This window comes from Nocardioides yefusunii (genome assembly GCF_004014875.1).
GTDB lineage: Bacteria > Actinomycetota > Actinomycetes > Propionibacteriales > Nocardioidaceae > Nocardioides > Nocardioides yefusunii.
Genome location: NZ_CP034929.1, coordinates 979399 through 1002989 on the forward strand (window position 1 = coordinate 979399; position 23591 = coordinate 1002989).

At 69.6% G+C, this 23591-nt stretch carries 18 protein-coding genes; 11 read left to right on the top strand and 7 right to left on the bottom strand.

What is annotated here, in order from left to right; all coding sequences use genetic code 11:
• Nucleotides 1-26: 26 nt before the first annotated feature.
• The 5 genes from mtrB to secA all read left to right on the top strand — a co-directional run bounded on the left by mtrB (nt 27) and on the right by secA (nt 8861).
• Nucleotides 27-3320, top strand: a complete 3294-nt coding sequence (gene mtrB / locus EOV43_RS15935; protein ID WP_422386151.1) for an MtrAB system histidine kinase MtrB — start codon at nt 27-29, stop codon at nt 3318-3320.
• A gap of 100 nt (nt 3321-3420) precedes the next feature.
• Entirely contained in the window at nt 3421-4173 is a 753-nt protein-coding gene (locus EOV43_RS04380; RefSeq protein WP_128219854.1) for a ComF family protein, read from the top strand.
• Nucleotides 4174-4504: 331 nt separating this feature from the next.
• Nucleotides 4505-5119, top strand: a complete 615-nt coding sequence (gene hpf, locus EOV43_RS04385) for a ribosome hibernation-promoting factor, HPF/YfiA family (RefSeq protein WP_128219855.1) — start codon at nt 4505-4507, stop codon at nt 5117-5119.
• Nucleotides 5120-5236: 117 nt separating this feature from the next.
• Entirely contained in the window at nt 5237-5917 is a 681-nt protein-coding gene (locus EOV43_RS04390) for a response regulator (RefSeq protein WP_239022229.1), read from the top strand.
• A gap of 148 nt (nt 5918-6065) precedes the next feature.
• The gene (secA, locus tag EOV43_RS04395) at nt 6066-8861 is read left to right on the top strand and encodes a preprotein translocase subunit SecA (RefSeq protein ID WP_128219856.1); all 2796 of its coding nucleotides are present in this window, start codon (nt 6066-6068) and stop codon (nt 8859-8861) included.
• 129 nt (nt 8862-8990) lie between these two features.
• Here secA and EOV43_RS04400 read toward each other — a convergent pair whose 3' ends face one another.
• Together EOV43_RS04400 and EOV43_RS04405 are read right to left on the bottom strand one after the other, a co-directional pair.
• Nucleotides 8991-9515: an Rv3235 family protein gene (locus EOV43_RS04400; protein WP_128219857.1), complete on the bottom strand. Its 525-nt coding sequence runs from the start codon at nt 9513-9515 to the stop codon at nt 8991-8993.
• The gene (locus tag EOV43_RS04405) at nt 9512-10558 is read right to left on the bottom strand and encodes a LysM peptidoglycan-binding domain-containing protein (RefSeq protein WP_128219858.1); all 1047 of its coding nucleotides are present in this window, start codon (nt 10556-10558) and stop codon (nt 9512-9514) included. The genes EOV43_RS04400 and EOV43_RS04405 overlap by 4 nt, the downstream gene beginning before the upstream one ends.
• A gap of 205 nt (nt 10559-10763) precedes the next feature.
• On the opposite strand from EOV43_RS04405, the gene EOV43_RS04410 reads away from it, so the two are divergent.
• Nucleotides 10764-11327, top strand: a complete 564-nt coding sequence (locus EOV43_RS04410) for a hypothetical protein (RefSeq protein ID WP_128219859.1) — start codon at nt 10764-10766, stop codon at nt 11325-11327.
• 97 nt (nt 11328-11424) lie between these two features.
• Here the strand turns inward: EOV43_RS04410 and EOV43_RS04415 are convergent, their stop codons facing one another.
• Genes EOV43_RS04415 through EOV43_RS04430 form a run of 4 tightly spaced genes read right to left on the bottom strand, consistent with a single transcriptional unit; the run spans nt 11425 to nt 14778 of the window.
• Nucleotides 11425-11784 (bottom strand): sec-independent translocase, encoded by a 360-nt coding sequence (locus tag EOV43_RS04415; protein ID WP_128219860.1) that lies wholly within the window; start codon nt 11782-11784, stop codon nt 11425-11427.
• Nucleotides 11785-11787: 3 nt separating this feature from the next.
• Nucleotides 11788-12951, bottom strand: a complete 1164-nt coding sequence (locus EOV43_RS04420) for an Mrp/NBP35 family ATP-binding protein (protein WP_128219861.1) — start codon at nt 12949-12951, stop codon at nt 11788-11790.
• 31 nt (nt 12952-12982) lie between these two features.
• Nucleotides 12983-13525, bottom strand: coding sequence for a DUF1003 domain-containing protein (locus EOV43_RS04425; RefSeq protein WP_128219862.1), 543 nt, complete (start codon nt 13523-13525; stop codon nt 12983-12985).
• A complete protein-coding gene (locus EOV43_RS04430) occupies nt 13522-14778 on the bottom strand; it encodes a magnesium transporter MgtE N-terminal domain-containing protein (protein WP_128219863.1) in 1257 nt (418 codons plus the stop codon). Before EOV43_RS04430 ends, EOV43_RS04425 begins: the two co-directional genes overlap by 4 nt.
• Nucleotides 14779-15021: 243 nt before the next feature.
• Here EOV43_RS04430 and EOV43_RS04435 point away from each other — a divergent pair, with 243 nt between their 5' ends.
• The 5 genes from EOV43_RS04435 to EOV43_RS04450 all read left to right on the top strand — a co-directional run bounded on the left by EOV43_RS04435 (nt 15022) and on the right by EOV43_RS04450 (nt 22630).
• Nucleotides 15022-17175, top strand: coding sequence for an acyltransferase family protein (locus EOV43_RS04435; protein WP_164878718.1), 2154 nt, complete (start codon nt 15022-15024; stop codon nt 17173-17175).
• A gap of 156 nt (nt 17176-17331) precedes the next feature.
• Complete coding sequence (locus EOV43_RS04440) at nt 17332-19512, top strand: acyltransferase family protein (protein ID WP_164878719.1); 2181 nt, start codon at nt 17332-17334, stop codon at nt 19510-19512.
• A gap of 142 nt (nt 19513-19654) precedes the next feature.
• Nucleotides 19655-20851, top strand: coding sequence for an acyl-CoA dehydrogenase family protein (locus EOV43_RS04445; protein WP_128219866.1), 1197 nt, complete (start codon nt 19655-19657; stop codon nt 20849-20851).
• Between the two features lie 144 nt (nt 20852-20995).
• The gene (locus tag EOV43_RS15330; RefSeq protein ID WP_164878720.1) at nt 20996-21172 is read left to right on the top strand and encodes a DUF5302 domain-containing protein; all 177 of its coding nucleotides are present in this window, start codon (nt 20996-20998) and stop codon (nt 21170-21172) included.
• 378 nt (nt 21173-21550) lie between these two features.
• Nucleotides 21551-22630: a hypothetical protein gene (locus tag EOV43_RS04450; protein ID WP_128219867.1), complete on the top strand. Its 1080-nt coding sequence runs from the start codon at nt 21551-21553 to the stop codon at nt 22628-22630.
• 49 nt (nt 22631-22679) lie between these two features.
• Here the strand turns inward: EOV43_RS04450 and EOV43_RS04455 are convergent, their stop codons facing one another.
• Nucleotides 22680-23483: an SDR family NAD(P)-dependent oxidoreductase gene (locus EOV43_RS04455; protein ID WP_128219868.1), complete on the bottom strand. Its 804-nt coding sequence runs from the start codon at nt 23481-23483 to the stop codon at nt 22680-22682.
• Between the last annotated feature and the right edge of the window lie 108 nt (nt 23484-23591).

The following is a 23591-nucleotide window of genomic DNA, read 5'->3' on the forward strand; positions in this document are numbered from 1 at the left end:
TCCAGGTCCGCGTGGTGGCCAGCACGGTGAGTCTCACCGTGCTGGTCACCTGCAGCCTCACCTGGTTCCTCCTCTCGAACGTCAAGGAGGGCCTCCTCGACCAGCGGGTCAACCGCGTCGTGGCCGAGTCCGTCGCCGAGGTCGAGGACGCGGTCAACCGCCTCGAGGCGTCCCCGGGCATCGGTACCGAGGTCGACGCCCAGCAGCGGGCCGTCGTCGACCCGATCCGTGAACGCGGCGCCGCGCGTGGCTTCGCGGTCGCGCTGACCCTTCCCTACGAGGAGGGGCAGCCGCTGTCCTACGGCGGCATCGTCAAGACCGACGACCTCGACATGCGCAGCATCCCCGACGACCTGCGTCGGGCGTTCGCCAACGACCACAGCACCGCGCACGAGTTCACCGACGTGGTCTCCACCGGTTCGGAGATCGCGGGTGTTCCCGAGGGGCCGGGCGTCGTCGTCGCCCAGCAGCTCAAGCTGCCGGCGGACGGGAAGACCTACACCCTCTACTTCGTCTTCTCGCTGTCCCAACAGAGCGAGACGCTGGCACTGGTCACGCGGTCGGTGCTCACCGCGGGCATCTTCCTGGCCTTCCTGGTCGGCGCGATCACGTTCGTGGTGGCCCGTCAGGTCGTCGCGCCGGTGCGCCAGACGCGTGAGGTCGCCGAACGCCTCGCCTCCGGGCACCTGCAGGAGCGGCTCCAGGTCCGCGGCGAGGACGACCTCGCTCGTCTCGCGTCGTCGTTCAACCACATGGCGTCCAACCTGCAGCGCCAGATCCTCCAGTTGGAGGAACTCTCACGGATGCAGCGCCGTTTCGTCTCCGACGTCTCCCACGAGCTGCGCACCCCGCTGACCACCGTCCGCATGGCCGGCGACATGCTGCACGACGCCCGCGACGACATGGACCCCGTCACCGCTCGCGCAGCCGAGTTGCTGCACACCGAGATCGAACGCTTCGAACTGCTCCTGGCCGACCTGCTGGAGATCTCGCGCTTCGACGCAGGAGCCGCCGTCCTCGACCTCGACGACGTCGACCTGGTCCAGGTCGCCCACCACGTGGTGGAGGTGACCAAGCCGCTGGCCGATGCCCGCAACGTCGCCGTGCTGGTGGAGGCCCCTGACGGCCCCGGCATCGCCGAGGCCGATGTGCGCCGCGTCCAGCGGATCGTGCGCAACCTCGTCACCAACGCCATCGACCACGCCGAGGGACGCGACATCGTGATCAGGATCGGTCACGACGCCAGTTCCACCGCGCTCACCGTCCGTGACCACGGCGTCGGCCTCGGCCCGGGGGGAGTCAGCGATGGTCTTCAACCGGTTCTGGCGCGCCGACCCGGCCCGGGCCCGCACCAGCGGCGGCACCGGACTGGGGCTCTCCATCTCGCTGGAGGACGCGCGTCTCCACGGTGGTTGGCTCCAGGCCTGGGGCCGTCGCGGAGAGGGCGCCCAGTTCCGTCTCACCCTGCCTCGCCACTCTGGACAACTGCTGCGGCACAGCCCGCTGCCCCTGGTCCCCGTCGACGAGGACGCCACGCAGTGATCCGTCGCAGCAGCGCGTCCTTCGCCGTGGCGACTGCCATGGCGATGGCGCTGAGCGCGATGGCGCTGACCGGCTGCGTCCGGATGCCCAGCGCCGGCCCGGTGGTGGAGAGCGGGGTCGACGCGTACACGATCGGCAGCAACGAGACCTCCTACCAGCCTCCCTCGCCGGCCGACAACGCCACCCGGAGCGAGATCGTCCACGGGTTCCTCCAGGCAATGCGAGCACTGCCGTTGAGCACCGACGTGAGCCGGCAGTACCTCACCGACGAGGCTTCCGATCGTTGGGAACCCCAGTACACCGTCACCACCTTCGCCTCGGTGTCGTTGTCCTTCACCGGCGACACAGCAGTGCTGGTGCTCAATGGTGCCCACGGTTACGACGGCCACGGCGCGTGGCTGGGCCGCCTGGGAAGGAGCGAGTCGACGTTCGAGCTGCCGATGGTGCAGGAGCACGGCGAGTGGCGCATCGCCCAGGCGCCGCAGCGCCTCCTGGTCTCGGAGTCCTGGTTCGCGGAGAACGTCGAACGGGTCCAGCTCTACTTCCTCGACAGCACCTCGTCGCTGATGGTGCCCGAACCTGCCCACTACCCGGCCGGTGAGACCCAGTTGGGCTATCTCGTGCGTGGCCTCCTGAAGGGGCCCGGCCGGGAACTGACCGGAGTGGTGCGCAGCGCCCTCCCCAGTGGGTTGAGGCTCGCCCAGGAGGACGTCCGTCCCGACGAGCAGGGCAGGCTGCACCTGGCGCTGCGCGGCCCCGCCGGCGCGTTCGACGGCATCGTGGGAGACCATGCAGCAGCACAACTGGCGTGGACCCTGCGCCAGGCCGACGAGGTCGACTCCTTCAGCATCTCGTTCAACGGTCGGCACCTGTCGTTCGCTGACGGCAGCAGCCGACGTTCGGTGAATGCTGCGACCTTGGTCGTCCCCTACGGAAGTGCGTCGGTGCCGGGCACCTTCGAGTTCGTCGACGGGCGCTTGCGCCGCGGCCTCCCCAACCGGTCCACGGTGGCAACCACCGGACCTTTCGGCTCCGGCCTCACGCCGGTGCGTTCGGTGGGTGTCAGGCTCGACGGGCGCAGCGTCGTCGCGGTCGACTCCACGGGCACCCAGGTGTACACCGGCCCTGTGGAGTCGGTCCGGCTCCCGCGGGGCGGACTCCGCACCGTGCTGTCGGGGCGCACCGACCTGCTCGAGCCCACCACCGACGCCGCGGGGCGGACGTGGCTGGTGGACCTCACCGACTCCGGCGCCGAGGTGCTGATGCTGTCCGGGAGACGGGTCCAGACCGTCGCCGTCGCCGGGGTCACCGGTCGTGACGACGTGACCTCGATCCAGGTCTCTCCGGACGGCACCCGGTTGGCGTTCCTCGCCGGGGAGCCCTCCGGGGCGCACACGACGATCTCGGTTGCCCGGGTGGTCTTCGACGCGGACCGCAACGCGCGGACCACGGCGGCCCAGCCGGTCGGCAAGCACCTGCAGGCCGAGCAGCCTGTCCTCGACATGGTGTGGACCACCGGTGCACGCCTCGGTGTCCTCCTCGACACCGGTGAGGAGGTCCTGGCCGTGCACCTGGTGGCGGCCGAAGGCGCTCCCGACGCGTTCAGCAGAATCCAGAGGGTGCGCGCCCGTCCAGGGAGCAGCGGTCTGGCGATGACCTCCATCCCCGGCGCGAAGAGCTACGTGTACTCCGGCACCGTCGTGCGCGACCTCGACGATGTGGAGCGTCCCCTCGGATCCCTGCACGAGGGAGCCGACTGGTTCGGCTATCCCGGCTGATCCCGTCCCCACCTGGTCCGACGTCGTCGACCTGCCCCCTCGTGCACAGCCATGCCTCGTCGCCGCCCCGGAGCGAGTCGGCTCCTGCTGGGATCCCGAGGTGCCTCCACCACTGACCTCCCGCCGTCGGAGTCCTCGTCCTGCCCGCCACTGGTGGCGCGAGGCGCTGGCCGACCTGGTGTGGGGGAGCAGGTGCGTGGGCTGTGCCCGTCCCGGTTCGGGGCTCTGCTCCGGCTGCCTGGCCCGGGCGCACGTCCCGCGATGGACGAGCACCCCGGCGCACCCTCGCGTCCTGGCTGCTGGGCGCCATGCCGGAGCCTGGCGGTCCGCGGTGGTGCGTCACAAGGAGGACGGGGTGCGCGAGCTCCGTCCCGTGCTGGCCCATGTCCTGGCCGTGTCGGTGGCCGCTCTGGTGGCCGGCGTCGTGCGTGACGACCCGACCACGGCGCCGGTGGGGGAGATCGTGCTGGTCCCGGTGCCCAGCCGTGCCTCGGTACGACGCGCCAGGGGTGACGACCCGTGGCGGGGCGTGTGCGCCGAGGCCGCGGCCCGACTGCGGCGCCGAGGGATCCCGGTCCGGGTGGAGGGCGCGCTGGAGATGCGTCGCGGGGTGCGGGACCAGGCCGGCCTGAGTCGCACCGAGCGGTACGCCAACGTGAGGGGCCGGTTCCGGGTCCGGACGCCGTCGTCCGTGTGGTGGCGCCGCAAGGCTGGGGCCCTGGGCGATGCCGGGACGGCGGTGGTGCTCTGTGACGACGTGCTCACCACCGGGGCGACGCTCGGTGCCGCGGTCGCGGCACTCGCGGAGGCGGGCTGCGACGTCCTCGGGTGCGTGGTCCTCTCCACGGCGTGAGGTCCCCACGCCGGAGGACGAATTTCGACCACCAACTGAGCAGGTGTGGTGACGCGATCACCACCGGGGGGATAGCGTCTGTGCATGGAGTCCGTTCCGTCCGGTGGTCGTCCGTCCCAGGGGTTCTCCCTGTGCCACGGAGCGCGTCGTGCGCCTGCCGACGCCGCCGTCCGGAACGCCGCCGCCTGGCCCTCTCGGGCCACGTCGCGAGCCAGGGCCCGGGCACTCTGCCGCGGGCCCCAGCGACTCCGGCCGAGCCGTGGAGGCGTCGTCTGACGTCTGCACGTGCCGTCATCGCAGGTGAGTGTCAACGCTGAATCGGGAGGTTCACATGGACGTAGTGGTCACTGGTCGACAGATCGAGATCTCGGACAGGTACCGGGAGCACGTGGCTGACAAGCTCGCTCGTCTCGTCAAGCACGACGGACGGATCCAGCGGATCGCGTGCGAGGTCTCACTGGAGAAGAACCCCCGCCTGGCCGAGCAGGCCGTTCGCGTCGAGCTGACGGCCTACACCAAGGGACCCATCGTGCGCGCCGAGGCGGCTGCAGAGGACAAGATGGCCGCCCTCGACCTCTCGCTGGACAAGATGGTCACCCAGTTCCGCAAGGCCTCGGACCGACGTCGTGTGCACCACGGCCGTCGTGCCCCGGTCTCCGTGGGTGAGGCGCTGTCCGCGATGGAGACGCCGGCGGAGGAAGAGTTCGAGGACGTCGTCCCCGAGCGCAAGGAAGGTTCGATCACCGTCACCGGTGACGGCCCTCTCGTGGTCCGCGAGAAGGAGCACGTGGCTGCGCCGATGACCCTCGACACCGCCCTCTACGAGATGGAGCTCGTGGGGCACGACTTCTACCTCTTCGTCGACAAGGAGTCCGGCAAGCCCTCGGTGGTGTACCGCCGACGCGGGTACGACTACGGAGTGATCGCGCTCGACGTGGCCACCTGAGCAGATGAGGTGAAACCCGCCCGCGAGGGGCGGGGAGACAGGCCGGAGGCCGCGTGGGCAGACCCCGGGACGACGTAGGTGAGTCGTCCCGGGGTCTGCTTCTGACATGATGCGGGGGTGAACTCCTCCTCGACCCCCGAAGCCATCAGGGTTGTCGTCGCTGACGACCAGGAGCTCTTCCGGCGTGGGCTCACGATGCTGCTCGAGCTGGAGTCGGACATCTCCGTCGTGGGCGAGGCCGGGGACGGTCTGGCCGCGGTCGACAAGGTGGCCGCCCTCGCGCCGGACGTGGTCCTGCTCGACGTGCGGATGCCCAAGTTGACCGGCATCGAGGCGTGCAAGGCGATCAAGGAGGCCAGCCCGTCGGTCCAGGTCATCATGCTGACCGTCTCCGACGAGGAGGTCGACCTCTACGAGGCCGTCAAGGGCGGCGCGGTCGGTTACCTGCTCAAGGACTCCTCGATCGAGGACGTGGCCCAGGGCATCCGCGTGGTCGCCGAGGGGCAGTCGCTGATCTCCCCGGCGATGGCCATGAAGCTGATCGACGAGTTCAAGCAGATGTCCAAGCCCGACCGCGGGCAGGGGGCGACCGTCCGGCTGACCGACCGCGAACTGCAGGTGCTGCGTCTGGTCGCGCAGGGTCTCAACAATCGTGAGATCGCCAAGCGTCTCTTCATCTCGGAGAACACCGTCAAGAACCACGTGCGCAACATGCTCGAGAAGCTCCAGCTCCACTCGCGCATGGAGGCAGTTATGTACGCCGTGCGCGAGAAGCTCCTGGACCTTCCCGGCACCTGAGAGTTTCCCGGGGCGCTCCTCGGCGGCGCCGGGCAGAGGTCGCGAAGGCGAGAAGGCGTGGGAAACGCTCGGGCCTCGGGTGCGGTGAGTACGATGGCAAGCGGTCATCCGGCCGCTCACCTCCGCACACGTCTGGGAGTCAACACCAGTGCCTGCCTTCATCGACAAGTTGCTCCGCCTCGGCGAGGGCAAGATCCTCCGTCAGCTCGAGGGCATCGCCAAGGCTGTCAACGCGATCGAGGAAGACTTCGTCGCGATGAGCGACGAGGAACTGCGCGGAATGACCGAAGAGTTCAAGAAGCGCCTGGCCGACGGTGAGACGCTCGACGACCTCATGCCGGAGGCGTTCGCCACCGTGCGCGAGGCCGCGAAGCGCGTCATCGGTCAGCGTCACTACGACGTCCAGATCATGGGTGGCGCCGCGCTGCACCTGGGCAACATCGCCGAGATGCGCACCGGTGAGGGCAAGACCCTCGTCGCGACCGCTCCGGCCTACCTCAACGCGCTGGCCGGCAAGGGCGTCCACGTCGTCACCGTCAACGACTACCTGGCCAAGTACCACGCCGAGTGGATGGGCCGCGTGTTCGCGTTCCTCGACATGACCACCGGCGTGATCCTGCCGTCGATGCGTCCGGCGGAGCGTCGTGAGGCCTACGCCTGCGACATCACCTACGCCACGAACAACGAGCTCGGTTTCGACTACCTGCGCGACAACATGGCCGACGACCTGGCCGAGTGCGTCCAGCGCGGTCACTTCTTCACCATCGTCGACGAGGTCGACTCGATCCTGATCGACGAGGCGCGTACGCCGCTCATCATCTCCGGCCCCACCCAGGACGAGGTCGCCTGGTACGGCGAGTTCTCCCGGATCGCGTCGAAGTTGGAGCGGGACGTCGACTACGAGGTCGACGAGAAGAAGCGCACCATCTCGGTGCTCGAGTCCGGCATCACCAAGGTCGAGGACCAGCTGGGCATCGACAACCTCTACGAGTCGGTCAACACCCCGCTCATCTCCTTCATGAACAACTCCATCAAGGCCAAGGAGTTGTTCCGCAACAACAAGGAGTACGTCGTCATGGGCGACGAGGTGATGATCGTCGACGAGCACACCGGACGCATCCTGTCCGGTCGTCGCTACAACGACGGTCTGCACCAGGCGATCGAGGCCAAGGAGGGTGTGAAGGTCCGCGAGGAGTACCAGACCCTGGCGACCGTCACCCTGCAGAACTACTTCCGTCTCTACGAGAAGCTCTCCGGCATGACCGGTACGGCCATGACCGAGGCGAGCGAGTTCGACAAGATCTACAAGCTCGGCGTCGTCCCGATCCCGCCGAACCGCGAGCTGGCGCGCGTCGACCAGCCCGACCTCGTCTACCGCACCGAGGAGGCGAAGTACCAGGCGGTCTGCGACGACATCAAGGAGCGCAACGCCAAGGGTCAGCCGGTCCTGGTGGGCACCGTCTCGGTCGAGAAGTCGGAGTTGCTCTCGGGCCTGCTGAAGAAGGCCGGCGTCCCGCACACCGTCCTCAACGCGAAGGTTCACGCCAACGAGGCGAAGATCGTCGCGATGGCCGGTCACAAGGGTGCCGTCACGGTCGCCACCAACATGGCCGGTCGTGGTACCGACATCATGCTCGGTGGTTCGGTGGAGTTCCTCGCCGACCAGGAGCTGCGCGAGGCGGGCCTGGAGCCCACCGGCGAGACCGCCGAGCAGTACGAGGCCAAGTGGGAAGAGACCCTCGAGCGGATCAAGGCCACGGTCAAGGCCGAGGCCGACGAGGTCCGCGAGCTGGGTGGCCTCTACGTCATCGGTACCGAGCGTCACGAGTCGCGTCGTATCGACAACCAGCTGCGTGGCCGAAGCGGTCGTCAAGGTGACCCGGGCGAGAGCCGCTTCTACCTGTCGCTGCAGGACGAGATGATGCGCCTCTTCAACGCCGACCTCGTCGACCGTCTGCTGGTGATGATGAAGGTCCCCGACGACATGCCGATCGAGCACAAGCGGGTCACCAACTCCATCGCCCAGGCACAGAGCACGCTTGAGGGACAGAACTTCGAGTCCCGCAAGAACGTCCTCAAGTACGACGACGTCATGAACCGACAGCGCGAGGTCATCTACGGCGAGCGTCGTCGCGTGCTCGAAGGCGCTGACCTGGAGGAGAAGGTCCGCCTCTTCCTCGACGAGGTCGTCACCGACTACGTCAACGGCGCCACCGCTGCTCCGCACCAGGAGGAGTGGGACATGGAGGCGCTGGGCACCGCGCTCAAGCAGCTCTTCCCGCTCTCCGTCGACCTGGAGGCCTTCGTCGACGAGGCTGGTGGCCTCGGTGCCGTCTCGCGCGAGAAGCTGCTCGCTGTGTTGCTGGCCGACGCCCAGTCCGCCTACGACGCCCGCGAGGAGGAGGTCGGCGAGGAGGTCATGCGTGAGCTCGAGCGCAAGGTCGTCCTCTCCGTGATCGACCGCAAGTGGCGCGAGCACCTCTACGAGATGGAGTACCTGCGCGAGGGCATTCACCTGCGTGCGTACTCCCAGCGCGACCCGCTGGTCGAGTACCAGCGCGAGGGCTTCGACATGTTCAGCGTCATGATGGACGCGATCAAGGAGGAGTCGGTCGGGTTCCTGTTCAACGTCGGCGTCGAGGTCCAGCACGACCACGACCACGACCACGACCACGAGGACGAGGTCGACTCGGAGGGCGTCGAGCTCGCGAAGCCGCAGGTGAGGGCGAAGGGCCTGGACAAGGTCAAGAAGCCTGCCAACCTCACCTACACGGCTCCGTCCGAGGACGGTGACGCCGAGCAGTACACCGAGGCTTCCGGCGAGCCTGACCCGTTCGCAGGCGTCGGTCGCAATGACGACTGCCCCTGTGGTTCGGGCAAGAAGTTCAAGAAGTGCCACGGTGCCACCGGTGGTGGCTCGGGCCGCACGGCCCGGATCGGCTGAGCGGCCGCACGGCCCACATCGGCTGAGCGGCCGCACGGCCCGCATCGGCTGAGCGGCCGGCTGACACACGAAGGGCGCCTCCCCGCGGGGAGGCGCCCTTCGTCGTTCCCGGAGACCGTTGCCCGGCACTCAGCAGAAGTCGAGCGCGGTGCAGACCCAGCGCTCACGTCGCCACTCGAAGCGGGCGGCGAAGGCCCGCGACTGCTGCCCCTGGCGGACGTGGACCGAGGCCTCGACGGTGTGCTGGTCGAGGAACGAGACGTGGACGGAGCGGACCGTGGCTCGGGGGACGCCGGGGTGGTCACCGGTGCTGGCGGGAGCGGGTGCACTGGCGCCGATGCTGCTGGCGCGTGCGACGAGGTGGGCACGTCGGGTGAGGTCGTGCTGGACGGCGACGGTGGTCCAACGGGTGACCTGGGTGGCGGGGCGTTCGCCGGAGATGATCTCCAGCACGGTGCGGGCGTACCGGTCGACCCACTGGTGGACGCTGCGGCGTCGTCGGGGGTCGATGGCGACGAGGTCGCAGACGGGTCGCTGGGGGGCGGGGTTGCCCTCGATCCGTCGCAGGGTGGAGGCGACGGTCGTGGGACGGGTGCGGTGGGTGCGTGCGGTGTCGGGGTGGTGGGCGTTGGCGGTCCAGGTCATGGCGCTCATCGGGTCTCCTCGGTGGGCTGGGGCTCTGTGGGCTGGGGCTCTGCGGGTTCGGGCTGAGCGGTCGGAGTGCGGGGGTCGGCTGTCGTGGCCTGCGCTGGGAGGGTGAGGACCTGACCGGGCAGGAGCAGGTCGGGGTCGTCGCCCACGACGGTGCGGTTGTCTCGGTGGAGCGCGGCCACCAGGGCAGCGGTCCGGGCCGCAGAGGGAGCGGCCTCGTCGCTGGGTGTGCGGCCTGCGATGCCCCAGAGGGTGTCGCCGGGGGCGACGACGTGGGTACGGAGCGCCTCGTTCGCGCCGGTGGCGGCTGGGACGGCGGTCTCGCTGGTAGCGGTGACGGCTGAGGTGGCGGTCGTGGTGGCGGTCGTCGTGGTGGCCGCGGGTGCGGCTGCCGGTGCGGTGCTGGGCGTGGGCCGTGGCGTCGACGGAGTAGGGCGGGAGGTGGCGGTGCGGGGGGCGTCTTCGGGCGTGGCCGTGCGAGGGGATGGTGCGGCGGTGGGGGCCGTCGGAGCGTCCTGCGGTGAGCTGGCGGTGGTGCTGGTCCGTTCGGGCAGCGGGAGCCCGTCGAGGGAGCTGTGGTCGGCGGCGTGGGCCGGGGCGACTGCTCCGGCGCTCAGTGCGACGCCGCAGGCAACGAGGACGAGGCGTCGGGTGTGGCTGTCGCGTCGGGCTGCCCGACCGCGCGCGGCGGAGGCGCAGGTGGTGGTGAGGATCCACCAGAGGCGCAGCGTGGCGAGGGCTCCGGCGAGTCCTGCGATCAGCAGCGCGGCGCCGGCGACGGGGGACTGGGGTTCGGTGAGGGTCGATCCCTGGGCCAGCGTCAGCAGGAGCTCGGGAAGGCCGCCGTCGATCTCGGACAGGAGCGGGGTGGCCGGCACCAACGCTGCGCTCAGGCAGAGCAGGGCCAGCGCCAGCAGCAGGGTGCTCCCGCTGGCCCAGACCAGGGCGGTACGCCAAGCCGATGCGGGCTGCTGGGTGCCCTGAGCGGGGCCGGCCAGGTGCGTCGCACCGAAGCGTGTTCCGGAGCCTCCCCATGATTGCTTCATCGCTCACTGCCCTCCGTTTTTCCTTTGAGCCTTGCGTTTGCGTTCGTTTGCCTCTGTTGTCCATCGAAGTGCGACGCGTGGGGTGGGGTCAATGCTCAAGAGAGGGGGCAGGGGCATCACGCGTCGTGGATAGGGGAGGTGGGATACCCGAGATGGGGGAGGGGTGAGGGTTGTCAGGTCCGTCGGCAAGCGCTTGCATGCAGCCATGGGTGAATCGGCCGACCAGGACGCGGCACTGCTCGGGTACCTCGACGACCTCGACGCCTGGGGCAGCGCGATGCAGCACCGTGAGCGGGTCGAAGAGGTGCGAGACCGCTCGCGCAGCGCCTACGCAGAGGTGACCCTGGCGTCGCGTCTGATGGCGACGTCGGGGCAGAGCATCGCCCTCGAGGTGCGCGGTCTCGGGCCGCTGCGTGCGGTCGTGGAGAACGTCGGCACCGGCTGGGTGGGGCTGCGTGCGGGACCGTACGCGTGGTCTGTCCGGACGGGCGCGATCAGCCTCGTCCGCGGGCTGGCTGACCGCTCGGTGCCCGAACAGGCCTGGAGCGCCCTGGCTCGCCTGGGATTCGCGGCCGTGCTGCGTCGCAGTGCGGAGGAGGCAGTGCCCTCACTCGTGGTCGTCGAGGTGGGCGCCGCGAAGGCGATGCTGGTGGGGGACGCCGTCGTGGTGAGGGTGGGAGCCGACTTCGTCGAGTTCCGGATCGCCGGAGAACCAGGCACGACGGTCGTCGCCCTGGACGCAGTGGTGGGAATCCGTTCCCTCGCATGACGGGCGCGGCCCGCAGGAGCTCGGGCCGGCGAAAAGAGTTCAGCCCCCGTCCCACGCGGGGACAGGGGCTGAACCGAGGTACGGGGTGCGCGAGGGCTCAGGTGGCTTCGTCGTCGAACGGCGGGACCTGCCCGGCCGGGAGACGCACCGCGTCGGGACGGGCCGGCACCGTGCGGGTGCCCGGGTAGGTCCCGGCGGCGTCGTCCTCGTCGTCCTCGATCGCGTCGAGGATGTGCTTGCGCACCAGCGTCTTCGGGTTGAGGTCGCGCAACTCGAGGTCGGCGAACTCCGGGCCGAGCTCCGAGCGCAGCTCGTCGCGGGCAGAGTTGGCCATCTTGCGTGCCTGCTTGACGAAGCCGCCCGCCTGCTTGGCGAGCTCCGGGAGACGGTCAGGTCCGAAGATCATGACTGCCACGAAGGCGATGACGGCCAGCTCGCCGAGACCCATACCGAACATGGATCAGAACTTACTGGTCGGAGTGAGTCCGAGCTGCAGTCCGGCGAGACCTCGTCCACGTCCTGAGATCTTGGCTGCGATCTCGTGGATCACCTTGCCCGACGGGGAGGTCGGGTCGGACTCCGCGATCGGCTTGCCGATGTCGCCGCCCTCGCGCAGGTCGACGTCGATCGGGATCGAGCCGAGCAGGGGGACGTCGTGACCGAAGCGCTGGGCCAGGGTCTCCGCGACCCGCTTGCCGCCGCCGGAGCCGAAGATCTCCAGACGGTGCTCCTTGCCCTCGGCGGTGCAGTGGGGACACGGCAGGTAGGCCATGTTCTCCACGACGCCGATGACGCGCTGGTGCATCATCGAGGCCATCGTGCCGGCGCGCTCGGCCACCTCGGCGGCCGCCTCCTGCGGGGTGGTGATGACGACGAACTCGGCGCCGGGCAGGTGCTGACCCAGCGAGATCGCCATGTCGCCGGTGCCCGGCGGAAGGTCGATGAGGAGGTCGTCGATGTCGCCCCAGTAGACGTCGGCGAGCATCTGCACGAGTGCGCGGTCGAGCATCGGGCCACGCCAGGCGATGACCTGGTCGCGGCGCGGCTTCAGCATGCCGATCGAGATCACCGAGACGCCGGAGGCGGTCGGGACGGGCATGATCAGGTCGTCGACCTGGGTGGGGCGGGCGTCGGCCAGGCCGAGCATCGCGGGCACCGAGTGGCCGTAGATGTCGGCGTCCACGATGCCGACCTTGCGGCCCTGCGCGGCGAGGGCGAGGGCGAGGTTGACGGTGACCGACGACTTGCCGACGCCGCCCTTGCCGGACGCGATCGCGTAGACCTTGGTGAGGTTGCCGGGCTTGCCGAACGGGATCTCGCGCTGGGCCTGGCCGTCGCGCAGCTTCTCGCCGAGACCGGCGCGCTGCTCCGGCGTCATGACGCCCAGTTCGAGGTTGACGCCGGTGACGCCGGGGACGTTGCCCACGGCGGCGTTGACGTCACGGGTGATGGTGTCCTTGAGGGGGCACCCTGCGACGGTCAGGAGGACGGTGACGTCGACGACGCCGGCCTCGCTGACCTCGACGGTGTCGACCATGCCGAGGTCGGTGATCGGACGCTTGATCTCAGGGTCGATGACCGTGGCCAGCGCGGCCTGGATCTGCTCGAGGGTCGGGGTGCTCATGGTCGTTGAGTCTACGAGCCGAGGCCAGCCCTCACGACTTGGGCCGGTCCTCGGATGCAGGCGTGTCGTTGTCGGTGTCGTCGTCGGGGGCGAGGCGCTGGATCTCCTCGCTCAGGTCGGAGACCGTCGAGCGGAGTTCGGAGCGGATGAAGTCACGGGTGGCCATGTCGCCCTGGTTCATGCGAAGCGAGGCGACCTCGCGAGCCAGGAACTCCATGTCGGCGTGCGCGCGGGTGTTGGCCTGCCGGTCCTGCTCGGCCAGGACACGGTCGCGCTGCTCCTGCCGGTTCTGGGCGAGCATGATCATCGGCGCTGCGTAGGAGGCCTGCAGGCTGAGCATCAGCGTCAGGAAGATGAACGGGTACTCGTCGAAGCGCCAGTCCGTCGGGGCGACGATGTTCCACAGCACCCAGACGAGCACGAAGAGCGTCATCCAGAACAGGAACCGTGCGGTGCCCATGAACCGGGCCACGCCCTCGGCGAAGATGCCGAAGCGGTCGGAATCGTGGTTGCGGCGTCGGCCCAGGCGCCGCTGGTCGCGGGGCTGGTCGAGGCGGTCGATCGGGTCGCTCACAGGGCACCGCCCGGACGCGGGGCGTTGTCACGCCATCCCTCGGGGAGCATGTGGTCGAGGAGATCGTCGACCGCGACGGCGCCGAGCAGGCGACCCTCCTCGTCGACGACCGGGGCCGCGACCAGGTTGTAGGTCGCGAGGTGGGCCGCGACCTGCTCGATCGAGGCGTCCGGACGCAGGGTGTCCATCTCGTCGTCGAGAGCGGCGGCGACCAGCGTCGAGGGAGGTTCGCGGAGCAGGCGTTGGATGTGTGCAGCGCCGAGCAGGCGACCGGTGGGGGTCTCCAACGGCTGACGACAGACGTAGACCAAGGAGGCCAGCGCCGGGGTGAGGTCGGGGTTGCGGACGTGCGCGAGCGCGTCGGCGACGGTCGCGTCGGGGGAGATGATGACCGGCTCCGGCGTCATCATCGCGCCGGCGGTGAGATCGGCGTACGACATCAGGCGGCGGACGTCCTTCGCCTCCGCGGGGTCCATCGCGTCGAGCAGGGTCGCAGCGGTCTCGGGGGAGAGGTCGGCGATCAGGTCGGCGGCGTCGTCGGGGGACATCTCCTCGAGGACGTCGGCGGCGCGCTCGGTGTCGAGGGCCTCGAGGATCTCGACCTGGTCCTCCTCGGGCAGCTCCTCGAGGACGTCGGCGAGGCGTTCGTCGGTGAGCCCGGCGACCACGGCGGAACGACGCTCCACCGGGAGGTCGTGGATCACGGCTGCCGCGTCTGCGGGACGCAGATCGGTGAGCGCGGCGAGCAGGTGCGTGGCGCCCTGGCCGTCCTCGCGGCGGAACAGTCCGTCGACGTCGCGCCACTCGACGGTGTGGGTCTGGCCCTTGCGCCGGAAGCCCTTGCCGGGCTCCTGGACGGCGACGCGGGAGATCACCCAGTCGCGGTTGCGGGCACGTTCGAGGCCGACGTCGTAGACCGTACCGACCACCCCGGTGGGGCGGACGGTGACGGTGCGGTCGAACATCTGGCCCACGACGAGGGTCTCGGTGGAACGCAGTTCGAAGCGGCGCATGTTGAGCAGGCCGGTGGTGTGCACCTGACCGGACTCGATCGCGGTGACGCGGGTCATCGGCACGAAGATGCGGCGTCGTCCGAAGACGTCGGCCACCAGCCCCAGGACGCGCGGCTGACTGTTCTCCGAACGGACCGCGGCGACGATGTCGCGCACCTTGCCGACCTGGTCGCCACGGGGGTCGAAGACGGGGAGGCCGACCAAGCGGGCCGCGAAGACACGGGCGGGTGCGGTGCTCATCGGTGCTCCTCCTGTGCGGACGACGTACACCGGGTATCGGGTGCTCCCCGAGGGTACCTCTCGCGACTGCACCGTCGGCGCACCACGCGGTCGTGCCGAGCGCTGAGGGGGCGCTGGTGATAGCGTCTCGCGTCGCGGACAGGTGTCTCGGAGGCGGACTCGACGCCCCTCCTGCAGGCGCAGTGACCATGCCGGACCGGGGGCACGGCGGCGGGGCCGTGACGCATGACGGAAGCAGGAGCAGTGGCAGGCGAGCGTACGACCGATGAACGCCCGGCGACCGGGTTCCGGTTGCGCCGTGACGTGCAGGGTCTCAGGGCGTTGGCCGTGGGGATCGTGGTGGTCAACCACCTCTTCGGCGACGTCCTGCCCGGTGGTTTCGTCGGCGTCGACGTCTTCCTGGTGGTCTCCGGTTACCTCATCACGGCACTGATGCTCCGCGAGGTCGACCGCACCGGCACGCTCTCCCTGCGCAGTTTCTATGCCCGGCGTGCGCGCAGGATCCTGCCCGCCGCGACGCTGGTGCTCGTCCTGACGGCTCTGGCGTCGGTCTTCGTCCTGCCCCTGCTGCGGGCTCGTGCGGTCCTGGAGGACGCGTTCTGGTCGACGTTGTTCCTGGGCAACGTCCGGATGGCGCAGGTGGGCAGCGACTACTTCGCCGAGGACTCCCCGGCCTCTCCGCTGCGCCACTACTGGTCGCTGGCGGTGGAGGAGCAGTTCTACCTGGTCTGGCCGCTGGTCCTGCTGGCCTGCGTGGTCTGGGCGGCACGGCGTCAGTCCTCCGTGGCGGTGCGGATGCGTCGGGTCGCGGTCGGCCTGCTCGGGGTCGCGGTGCTGGCCTCGGTGACGTGGTCCTGGTGGGCCACCGAGCACTCGCCGACCACCGCCTACTACTCGACCTTCACCCGCACCCACGAGCTCGCGATCGGTGCCCTCCTCGCCTTCGTCCCGGTGACGTTGGGGCTGACACGTCGGGCCCGCGAACTCCTCGTCTGGGCCGGGTTGACGGCGATCGCCGTCTCGGCCTTCCTCTTCGACTCCTCGACCTCGTTCCCCGGGGTGTGGGCACTCGTCCCGACGCTGGGTGCGGTCGCGGTGCTGCTGGCCGGCGTCGAACGTGAGGATGCCAGCGGCTCCCGCCTCCTCGGAGTGGCGCCCGCCGTCCGCCTGGGCGACTGGTCCTACTCGCTCTACCTCTGGCACTGGCCGGTGATCCTGCTGGTCGCGGCCAGCCTCGACGAAGAACACTGGACGCTGCCGGTCAAGACGACCGTGCTGGTGGCCTGCCTGTTGATCAGTTGGGCCTCCTACGAGTGGGTGGAGAATCCGTTCCGGCGTGCGCGTCCGTTCCGTTCGGTCCGGGGCGGCCTGGTCGTCTACCCGGTGAGCGTCGCCCTGGCGCTCGCGGTCGTCGTGGGCTCGGGAGCGGTGGTCGACCACCGACTCGCGAAGCCGGGTGGGGGTGCCCCGGTGACCCTGGCCGACCGGCCCGCGGTCACCGAGGGAACCGTCGTCGAGGACGACGTGGACCGCGTCGCTGCGCTGGTCCAGGCCACCGTCCTCGAAGCAGGAGAGGGACGCGGCATCACGGGCACGCTGACCCCGTCCTTGGTCAACCTGGAGAGCTCGGTCGCGGACCTGGGGGAGTGCGACTACGTCCAGGGGATGCGGCGTCTCTGTCCGGCCGGCGACGTCGACTCCGACCGCGACGTCGTGGTCCTGGGTGACTCCCTCGCCCGCGCGATGTCGCCGGGCGTGGTGCGGATGGGCCGCGACCACGGACTGCGGGTGCACGTCCTGGGGTACGCGGGCTGCCCGGCCACCACCCTGGTCCAGCCGGCACGGGGCAGTTCTCGTCCGTGGGAGGCCTGCGAGGACTTCAAGGCCTGGGCCCGGAGCGTGATCGCCGATCTGCGCCCTGAGATCGTCCTGGTCGCCACCTCGGCCAACCGTGTCCTGGACCCGAAGACCGGTGCGGTGGTCAAGGAGTCGGACCCCCGCTACCTCTCCCTCGCGAAGACGGGGTGGCGCGACCTGGTCACCGACCTGCGCCGCGACGCGCAGCGAGTGGCGGTCTTCGCCAACACCCCGCGCCTCCCCGAGCGCCCGGCCGACTGCCTCACCGACGGCTCGCCGACGCTGGCTGACTGCACGTTCACCCCTGACGAGAAGGTGGCCTCCCAGGCCGCGACCCTGATGGCCGCCGGTCGCGAGGCGGGCGCCCAGGTGGTCGATGCCGCGCAGTGGTTCTGCTTCGGGGGCCGCTGCCCGATGGTGGTGGGGGAGTACGTGACCCTGCGCGACACCCACCACATGACGCCGCAGTACGCCGAACAGATCGCCGTGCCGCTCGCACGCGAACTGGGCCTCGCCTCCTCGGCCCGCGCGGCCGGCTGACCCGGACTCCCCCAAGTGGGGGTTGCGAAAAGAGATTGAAGGTAAAATCTCTGGGGCCCGACACCTCGGGTCATTGGCGTGACGATCAACGAGGTGGGCATGGGGAACGAATTCGACGCAGGACGACAGGCCCTCCCGGATGATGTGGCGAGAGCTGTGCCGACCAGCGTGCCGGCCGCGCGCTCAGCTCAACGCAGGGACGTCCAGGGGCTCCGCGCCGTCGCCGTCCTCGCCGTCGTCGTCAACCATCTCGCCCCGGGCGTGCTGCCCGGTGGGTTCACCGGCGTCGACGTCTTCCTGGTGCTCTCGGGCTACCTGATCACCGGACTGCTCCTGCGCGAGTTCCGTGAGAGTGGCCGCATCTCGCTGGCCGACTTCTACGCCCGCCGTGCCCGACGGATCGTGCCCGCAGCCACCCTGGTGATCGTGGTGACGGCCCTCGCCTCGTTGCTCGTGCTGCCGTTGACGCGCACCCGGGACCTGCTCGTGGACGGCCTCTGGGCCTCGCTGTTCGCTGCCAACGTCCGGATGGCGCAGGTGGGCACCGACTACTTCACCCAGTCGGCACCGCCGTCGGCGTTGCGGCACTACTGGTCGCTGGCCGTGGAGGAGCAGTTCTACCTCGTGTGGCCGGCGCTCCTGGCCGTCGTCGCCCTGGTGGTGGTGGGGCGTGGAGCGCGAGCGGCGATCCCGCTGCGGGGCTTCCTGCGCACCGGGCGAGTGCTGTTGCTGATCGCTCTGGTGGCCTCGTTGCTGTGGTCGGTGCACGCCACTGGCACGTCGCCGACGACGGCCTACTACTCCACGTTCACCCGGGTCCACGAGCTCGCGCTGGGCGCCCTGCTCGCCTTCCTGCCGGTGGCCGCGCTCTCCCGTCCGGTGCGGGAGGTGCTCGTCTGGGGTGGTCTCGGTGCCGTCGGTGTGGCATTCCTGTTCCTGGGTGACGTCGCCGTCCCGGGCACGGCTGCGCTGCTCCCGACGCTGGGGACGGCAGCGGTCCTGCTCGCCGGCAGCGCGGCGAGCGCCCACGGCCCGCACGGTCCGCACCCGACGCAGACCTGGGGTGGGCGCCTGTTGGGGATCCGTCCGGCCGTCGCGGTCGGTGACTGGTCCTACTCGCTCTACCTGTGGCATTGGCCGTTGGTCGTCCTGGTGCCGGTGGCGCTCGGACGCGACGCCCTGGGGGCCGACGGCATCCTCGGGGTGCTGGTGCTCTCCCTGTTCCTGAGCTGGGTCTCCTACCGCTGGGTGGAGACGCCCTTCCGCACGGCGCGTCTGTGGCGTGCGCCGCGCCGTGCCCTCTCGATCTACCCCGGCTCGGTGCTGGCGGTGGCCGTGGTGGTGGTCGCCGCCTCGGCCGTCGTCGACTCCCGGCTGGACTCCGACGGTGCCACGATCCGGGTCTCCGACTACGCCGAGCTCCTCGAGGAGAGCGACGGGGGCGGCGACGGGACGCCTGCTGTCGAGCCGGAGGTGCTCGCGGTCCGGGCGGCGGTGCTCGCCGCCCGTGAGGGGCGTGAGATTCCGGCCGGACTCGTGCCGAGTGCTCTTGACGCGCCACGGTCCTTCGCCGACCTGGGTGACTGCAACTACAAGAGCGTCACCAAGAAGTTGTGCCCCCTGGGAGACCCCGACGCAGACCGCTCGATCGTCCTGGTCGGCGACTCCCATGCCCGCGCGGCCTCTCCGGCGTTCGTCGAGATCGGGCGTCGTCACGGCTACCGCGTCTACGTTCTGGGCCTCGCCGGGTGCCACCCGACCGCACTCGTGCAGGTCGCTGCGGACACCGGTCAGGTGATGAGTACCTGTGAGCGTTTCAAGCGCTGGACGGCGAAGACGGTCGACCGCCTTGCGCCCGACCACCTCGTGGTGGCCTCCTACGCCGGATGGGCGCGTGAGGACCTCACCGGCGAGGTGATCGCCCCCGAGAACGACGGCGAGCGGTTCCTCGACGCCGCTGAGCGCGGATGGACCCGCTGGTACGGACGACTCTCGAAGAACGCGACTCGCACCCACGTCCTGACCGACTTCCCCTACCTCGACGGGATCCCCGCCGACTGCCTGACCACGCTCCGGGGCGACCTGGGGCGCTGCTCCTACCATCCGGGCCAGTTGATGCTGGACCTCGAACAGCGTGAGGAGCGGGCCGCCGACGCCGTGGGTGCCAACGTCATCGACGCGTACGCCTGGTTCTGCGACGAGGGCGTCTGCCCCTCCGTGGTGGGGCGCACGATCACGATGCGCGACGAGCACCACGTCACCCCGCAGTACGCCATCGAACTCAGCGATGCGGTCGCTCGACGCATGCTCCTGCCGGAAGTGGTTGCCCAGCACTAGGCTGCGGCAGGCGCCTTGCCCGTGGGTCTCGGGACCCACCTGCGGTGGTGCTCGTCACACCACGGTTAACGTTCGGTCACCCGGAGGTAGCATCCGGTGCGCCCGGACCCTCGTCCGTGCCCAGTCCGCTGAAAGGAACACCATGGCCCGCCTCTGTCAGACCGACGGCCTCACCGAGGACCAGCAGGAGATCCTCAAGGCAGTACGACAGTTCGTCGACGAGAAGATCATCCCGGTCGCCCAGGAGCTCGAGCACGCCGACGAGTACCCGACCGACATCGTCGAGGGCCTCAAGGAACTCGGGATCTTCGGCCTGATGATCCCCGAGGAGTACGACGGTCTGGGCGAGTCCCTGCTGACCTACGCGCTCTGCGTCGAGGAGATCGCTCGCGGCTGGATGAGCGTCTCCGGCGTCATCAACACCCACTTCATCGTGGCCTACATGCTGATGAAGCACGGCACCGAGGAGCAGAAGCGCAGGTACCTGCCCCGCATGGCGACCGGTGAGGTCCGTGGCGCCTTCTCGATGTCCGAGCCCGGACTGGGCTCCGACGTCTCGGCCGTCTCCACCAAGGCCACCAAGCAGGCCGACGGTTCCTACTCCATCACCGGCCAGAAGATGTGGCTGACCAACGGTGGGTCCTCCACCCTGGTCGCGGTGCTGACCAAGACCGACGAGGGTGCGTCCTCGGTCTACAAGAACATGACCACCTTCCTGGTGGAGAAGACCCCCGGCTTCGGCGAGGTCGCTCAGGGCGTCACCGTCCCGGGCAAGATCGACAAGATGGGCTACAAGGGCATCGACACCACGGAGATGATCTTCGAGGGTCACCAGATCTCTGCGGACCAGATCCTGGGCGGCGAGCCGGGCAAGGGCTTCTTCCAGATGATGGACGGCGTCGAGGTCGGCCGCGTCAACGTCGCTGCTCGCGCCTGCGGTCTGGCCTGGCGCGGTTTCGAGTTGGGTGTCGACTACGCCCAGCAGCGCGAGACCTTCGGCAAGCCGATTGCCGAGCACCAGGCCGTCCTGTTCCGCCTCGCGGAGATGGCGACCAAGGTCGAGACCGCCCACACGATGATGGTGCGCGCGGCCCGCAAGAAGGACTCCGGCGAGCGCATGGACGTCGAGGCCGGCATGGCCAAGATGGTCGCCTCGGAGTACGCCAACGAGGTTGTCGAGGACTCCTTCCGGATCCACGGTGGCTACGGCTACTCCAAGGAGTACGAGATCGAGCGGATCATGCGCGAAGTGAAGTTCATGCTGATCGGTGAGGGCACCTCCGACATCCAGAAGATGATCATCGGTCGTCAGCTCCTCAAGGAGTACGCGATCCGCTGACCTGGTGAGGGGCCCCGCCCCTGACGTCGTCCATGACGCCTCGACCTGTACGGGTCGGGGCGTCATGCGTCTTCTTCTCCGGGGTGGTTGGCAGCGCCACGTCCGAGTGGGACCGTGGAAGGACCCACGAGGAGAGGAGGGCCCATGGCCAACGAAGACCTCAAGGCCCGGATGAAGGAAGCCCTGGACCGCAAGAACGGTCACGAGCAGGGCGTCCACGCCGACGGACCGGCGAAGGAGAAGGCCCACGGCTCGGAGGTGTCGGACCGCAACGTCGCCGTGCCGATGCACCGCCGCAAGGCAGGAGGAGGGGGCGCCTGATCGGTTTCCTGGCGTCCACCCTCCAGTGTCCGACGTCCTTCGGCGACGGGTCCGGGATCTCCGGGCACCGTCGTCGAAGGGCGTGAGTGGGTGAATGCAGGTGAATCGATGGTGAATCCACAGTGAATTCACAGGCGGCACCCGCCGCTGAACCCCTTCTGCCGGGCAAGATGTTGCGCAATGTTGAGTCCTGACTCCGAGGACTCAACGTCCTGGGAGTCCGCTTCCTGACCCCCGCACCGAGCCACCCCGAACGGATGCCCCATGTCTGTCTGGCCCTCTGCCCCCGACGGCCTTCGCCGGAGATCCTCCCCGCGGCCACGTCTCCATCTCCACGTCGGTCTGCCCAAGAGCGGGACCACGTCGTTGCAGGAGACGATGCGTCACCACCGCGACCTGCTCGCGCAGCACGGGTGGTGCTACCCGTACGCCGGGAACGGCGGACACTTCCTGGCAGCGCTGGAGATGACCGGCAAGGCTGCCCGCTGGGGACGGACCGCGGAGCAGGTCGAGGGACGGTTCGCGCGGCTTCTCGAGGTCGGACGTGCCCACGGCGGCGACGTGGTGATCAGTCACGAGATCTTCGGCCAGGCCAGGCCTGAGCAGGTGGCGCGTGTCGTGGAGCTGGCCGATGACTTCGAACTGCACGTGGTGATCACCGTGCGCGACCTGGGTCGGGTCATTCCGGCGGCATGGCAGGAGTGGGTGAAGAACGGCAAGCGCGGCACCTTCGACGACTTCGTCGAACTGAAGGCGTCGCGACTGCCCGAACGTGGCACCGGGGAGCTGTTCTGGCGCCTGCAGAACCTCGCCGAGATCATGGACCGCTGGCTGGCTCATGTCCCCGCCGACCAGGTGCACGTCGTCCCGTCCCCACCCGCGGGAGCACCCGACGACGCCCTGTGGCGCCGGTTCGGGGACGCGATCGCTCTGACGGAATCGGTGCTGGACCTCTTCGACGTCGGTGCGGTTCCCCGGGCCAACGAGTCGATCGGGGCGGCCCAGGTCACCGTCCTGCGCAAGGTCAACGCTGCGTTGGCCGGCCGATTGGTGGAACCCCACGGGGACGCCATCCGCAAGCACTGGTTCGCCCAGCAGGTGCTGAGTCGGACCTCGTCGTTCAAGGCCCAGGCGCCGCCGGACGTGGTGGAGATGTTCGCCCCCGTCTCGCAGAGCTGGGTCGACCACGTGCGCGCCTGTGGGGTGCGGGTGCACGGAGACCTCGAGGACGTCCTGCCAGTGCGTGGCGCCGTCGCGTCACGCCACCCGGACTCGGCCACCGATGCCGAGCAGCTCGACGGTCTGCCCGAGGCACTGGCCGAGACCCTTGTACGGGTGATGGAGTTGCGCCAACGCGTCGCCGAGTTGGAGGCGGAGCTGGCCGCGCGCCCCAACGGTCGCGCCATCGCCGACAAGATGCTGCGTCCGCTGCGCAAGGGGTTGCGACTCCAGCGCTGACACCCTCCGGCGTTGCAGCCCTCGCGGCTGCGTCGTCGTCAGAGTCTGGTCAGCGTCGTCCGAGCGACTGGAACCCCTGCAACACCCGCTTCGGCACGAACCGAGTCACCCCGGCGACCGCCTTGTACTGCAGGCCGGGGACGGAGAAGGCCTTGCCCCTGGCGTGGTCGGCCAGCGCGGTGCGGACCAGGTCGTGGGCGTCGAGCCAGAGGAAGTCCGGGGCGGAGTCGCGTCCGACCTCCATCCGCTCGTGGAACTCGGTCCGGGTGAACCCCGGACACAGCGTCGTGACCGTGACGCCCTGGGGGCGGTACTCGGTGTGGGCCCACTCCCCGAAGGAGTTCACCCACGCCTTCGCCGCGGAGTAGGTGCCCCGAGGCAGGAACGCGGCCACGGAGGAGACGTTGACGACGCCGCCGTGGCCCCGGGCCGCCATCGCGCCCAGCGCGGCGTGGCTCAACCGCATCACTGCGGTGACCAGGACGTCGAGCATCGCCTGTTCGGCGTCGACGTCGTTGTCGAGGAAACGGCCCTTGAGACCGAACCCGGCGTTGTTGACCAGCAGCTCCACCGGCCGTGCGGTGTTGCGTAGGCGGGCCGCGACCCGGTCGAGGTCGGCGCGCACGGTGAGGTCCGCGACCAGCACCTCCACCTCGACACCGTGCCGGGCCCTGATCGCCTCGGCCTCCTGAACCAGACGTGCCTCGTCCCGGGCGACCAGGACGACGTCGTGTCCACGAGCGGCCAGCTGGTGGGCGAACTCGCGGCCGATGCCGGCGGTGCCGCCGGTGACCAGAGCGGTGCCGGGGGAGACGGGAGCGCCGGAGGCAGGGCGTGGGGCTGAGGGGCTCATGACGTGCAGCCAACCAGAAAGTGCCGTGGTGCGGAGCGGGTCCGGAGGAGGTTTCGCGGTCCGGACGCAGCAGGACCCCGGCCAGTCGGCCGGGGTCCTGCTGGATGT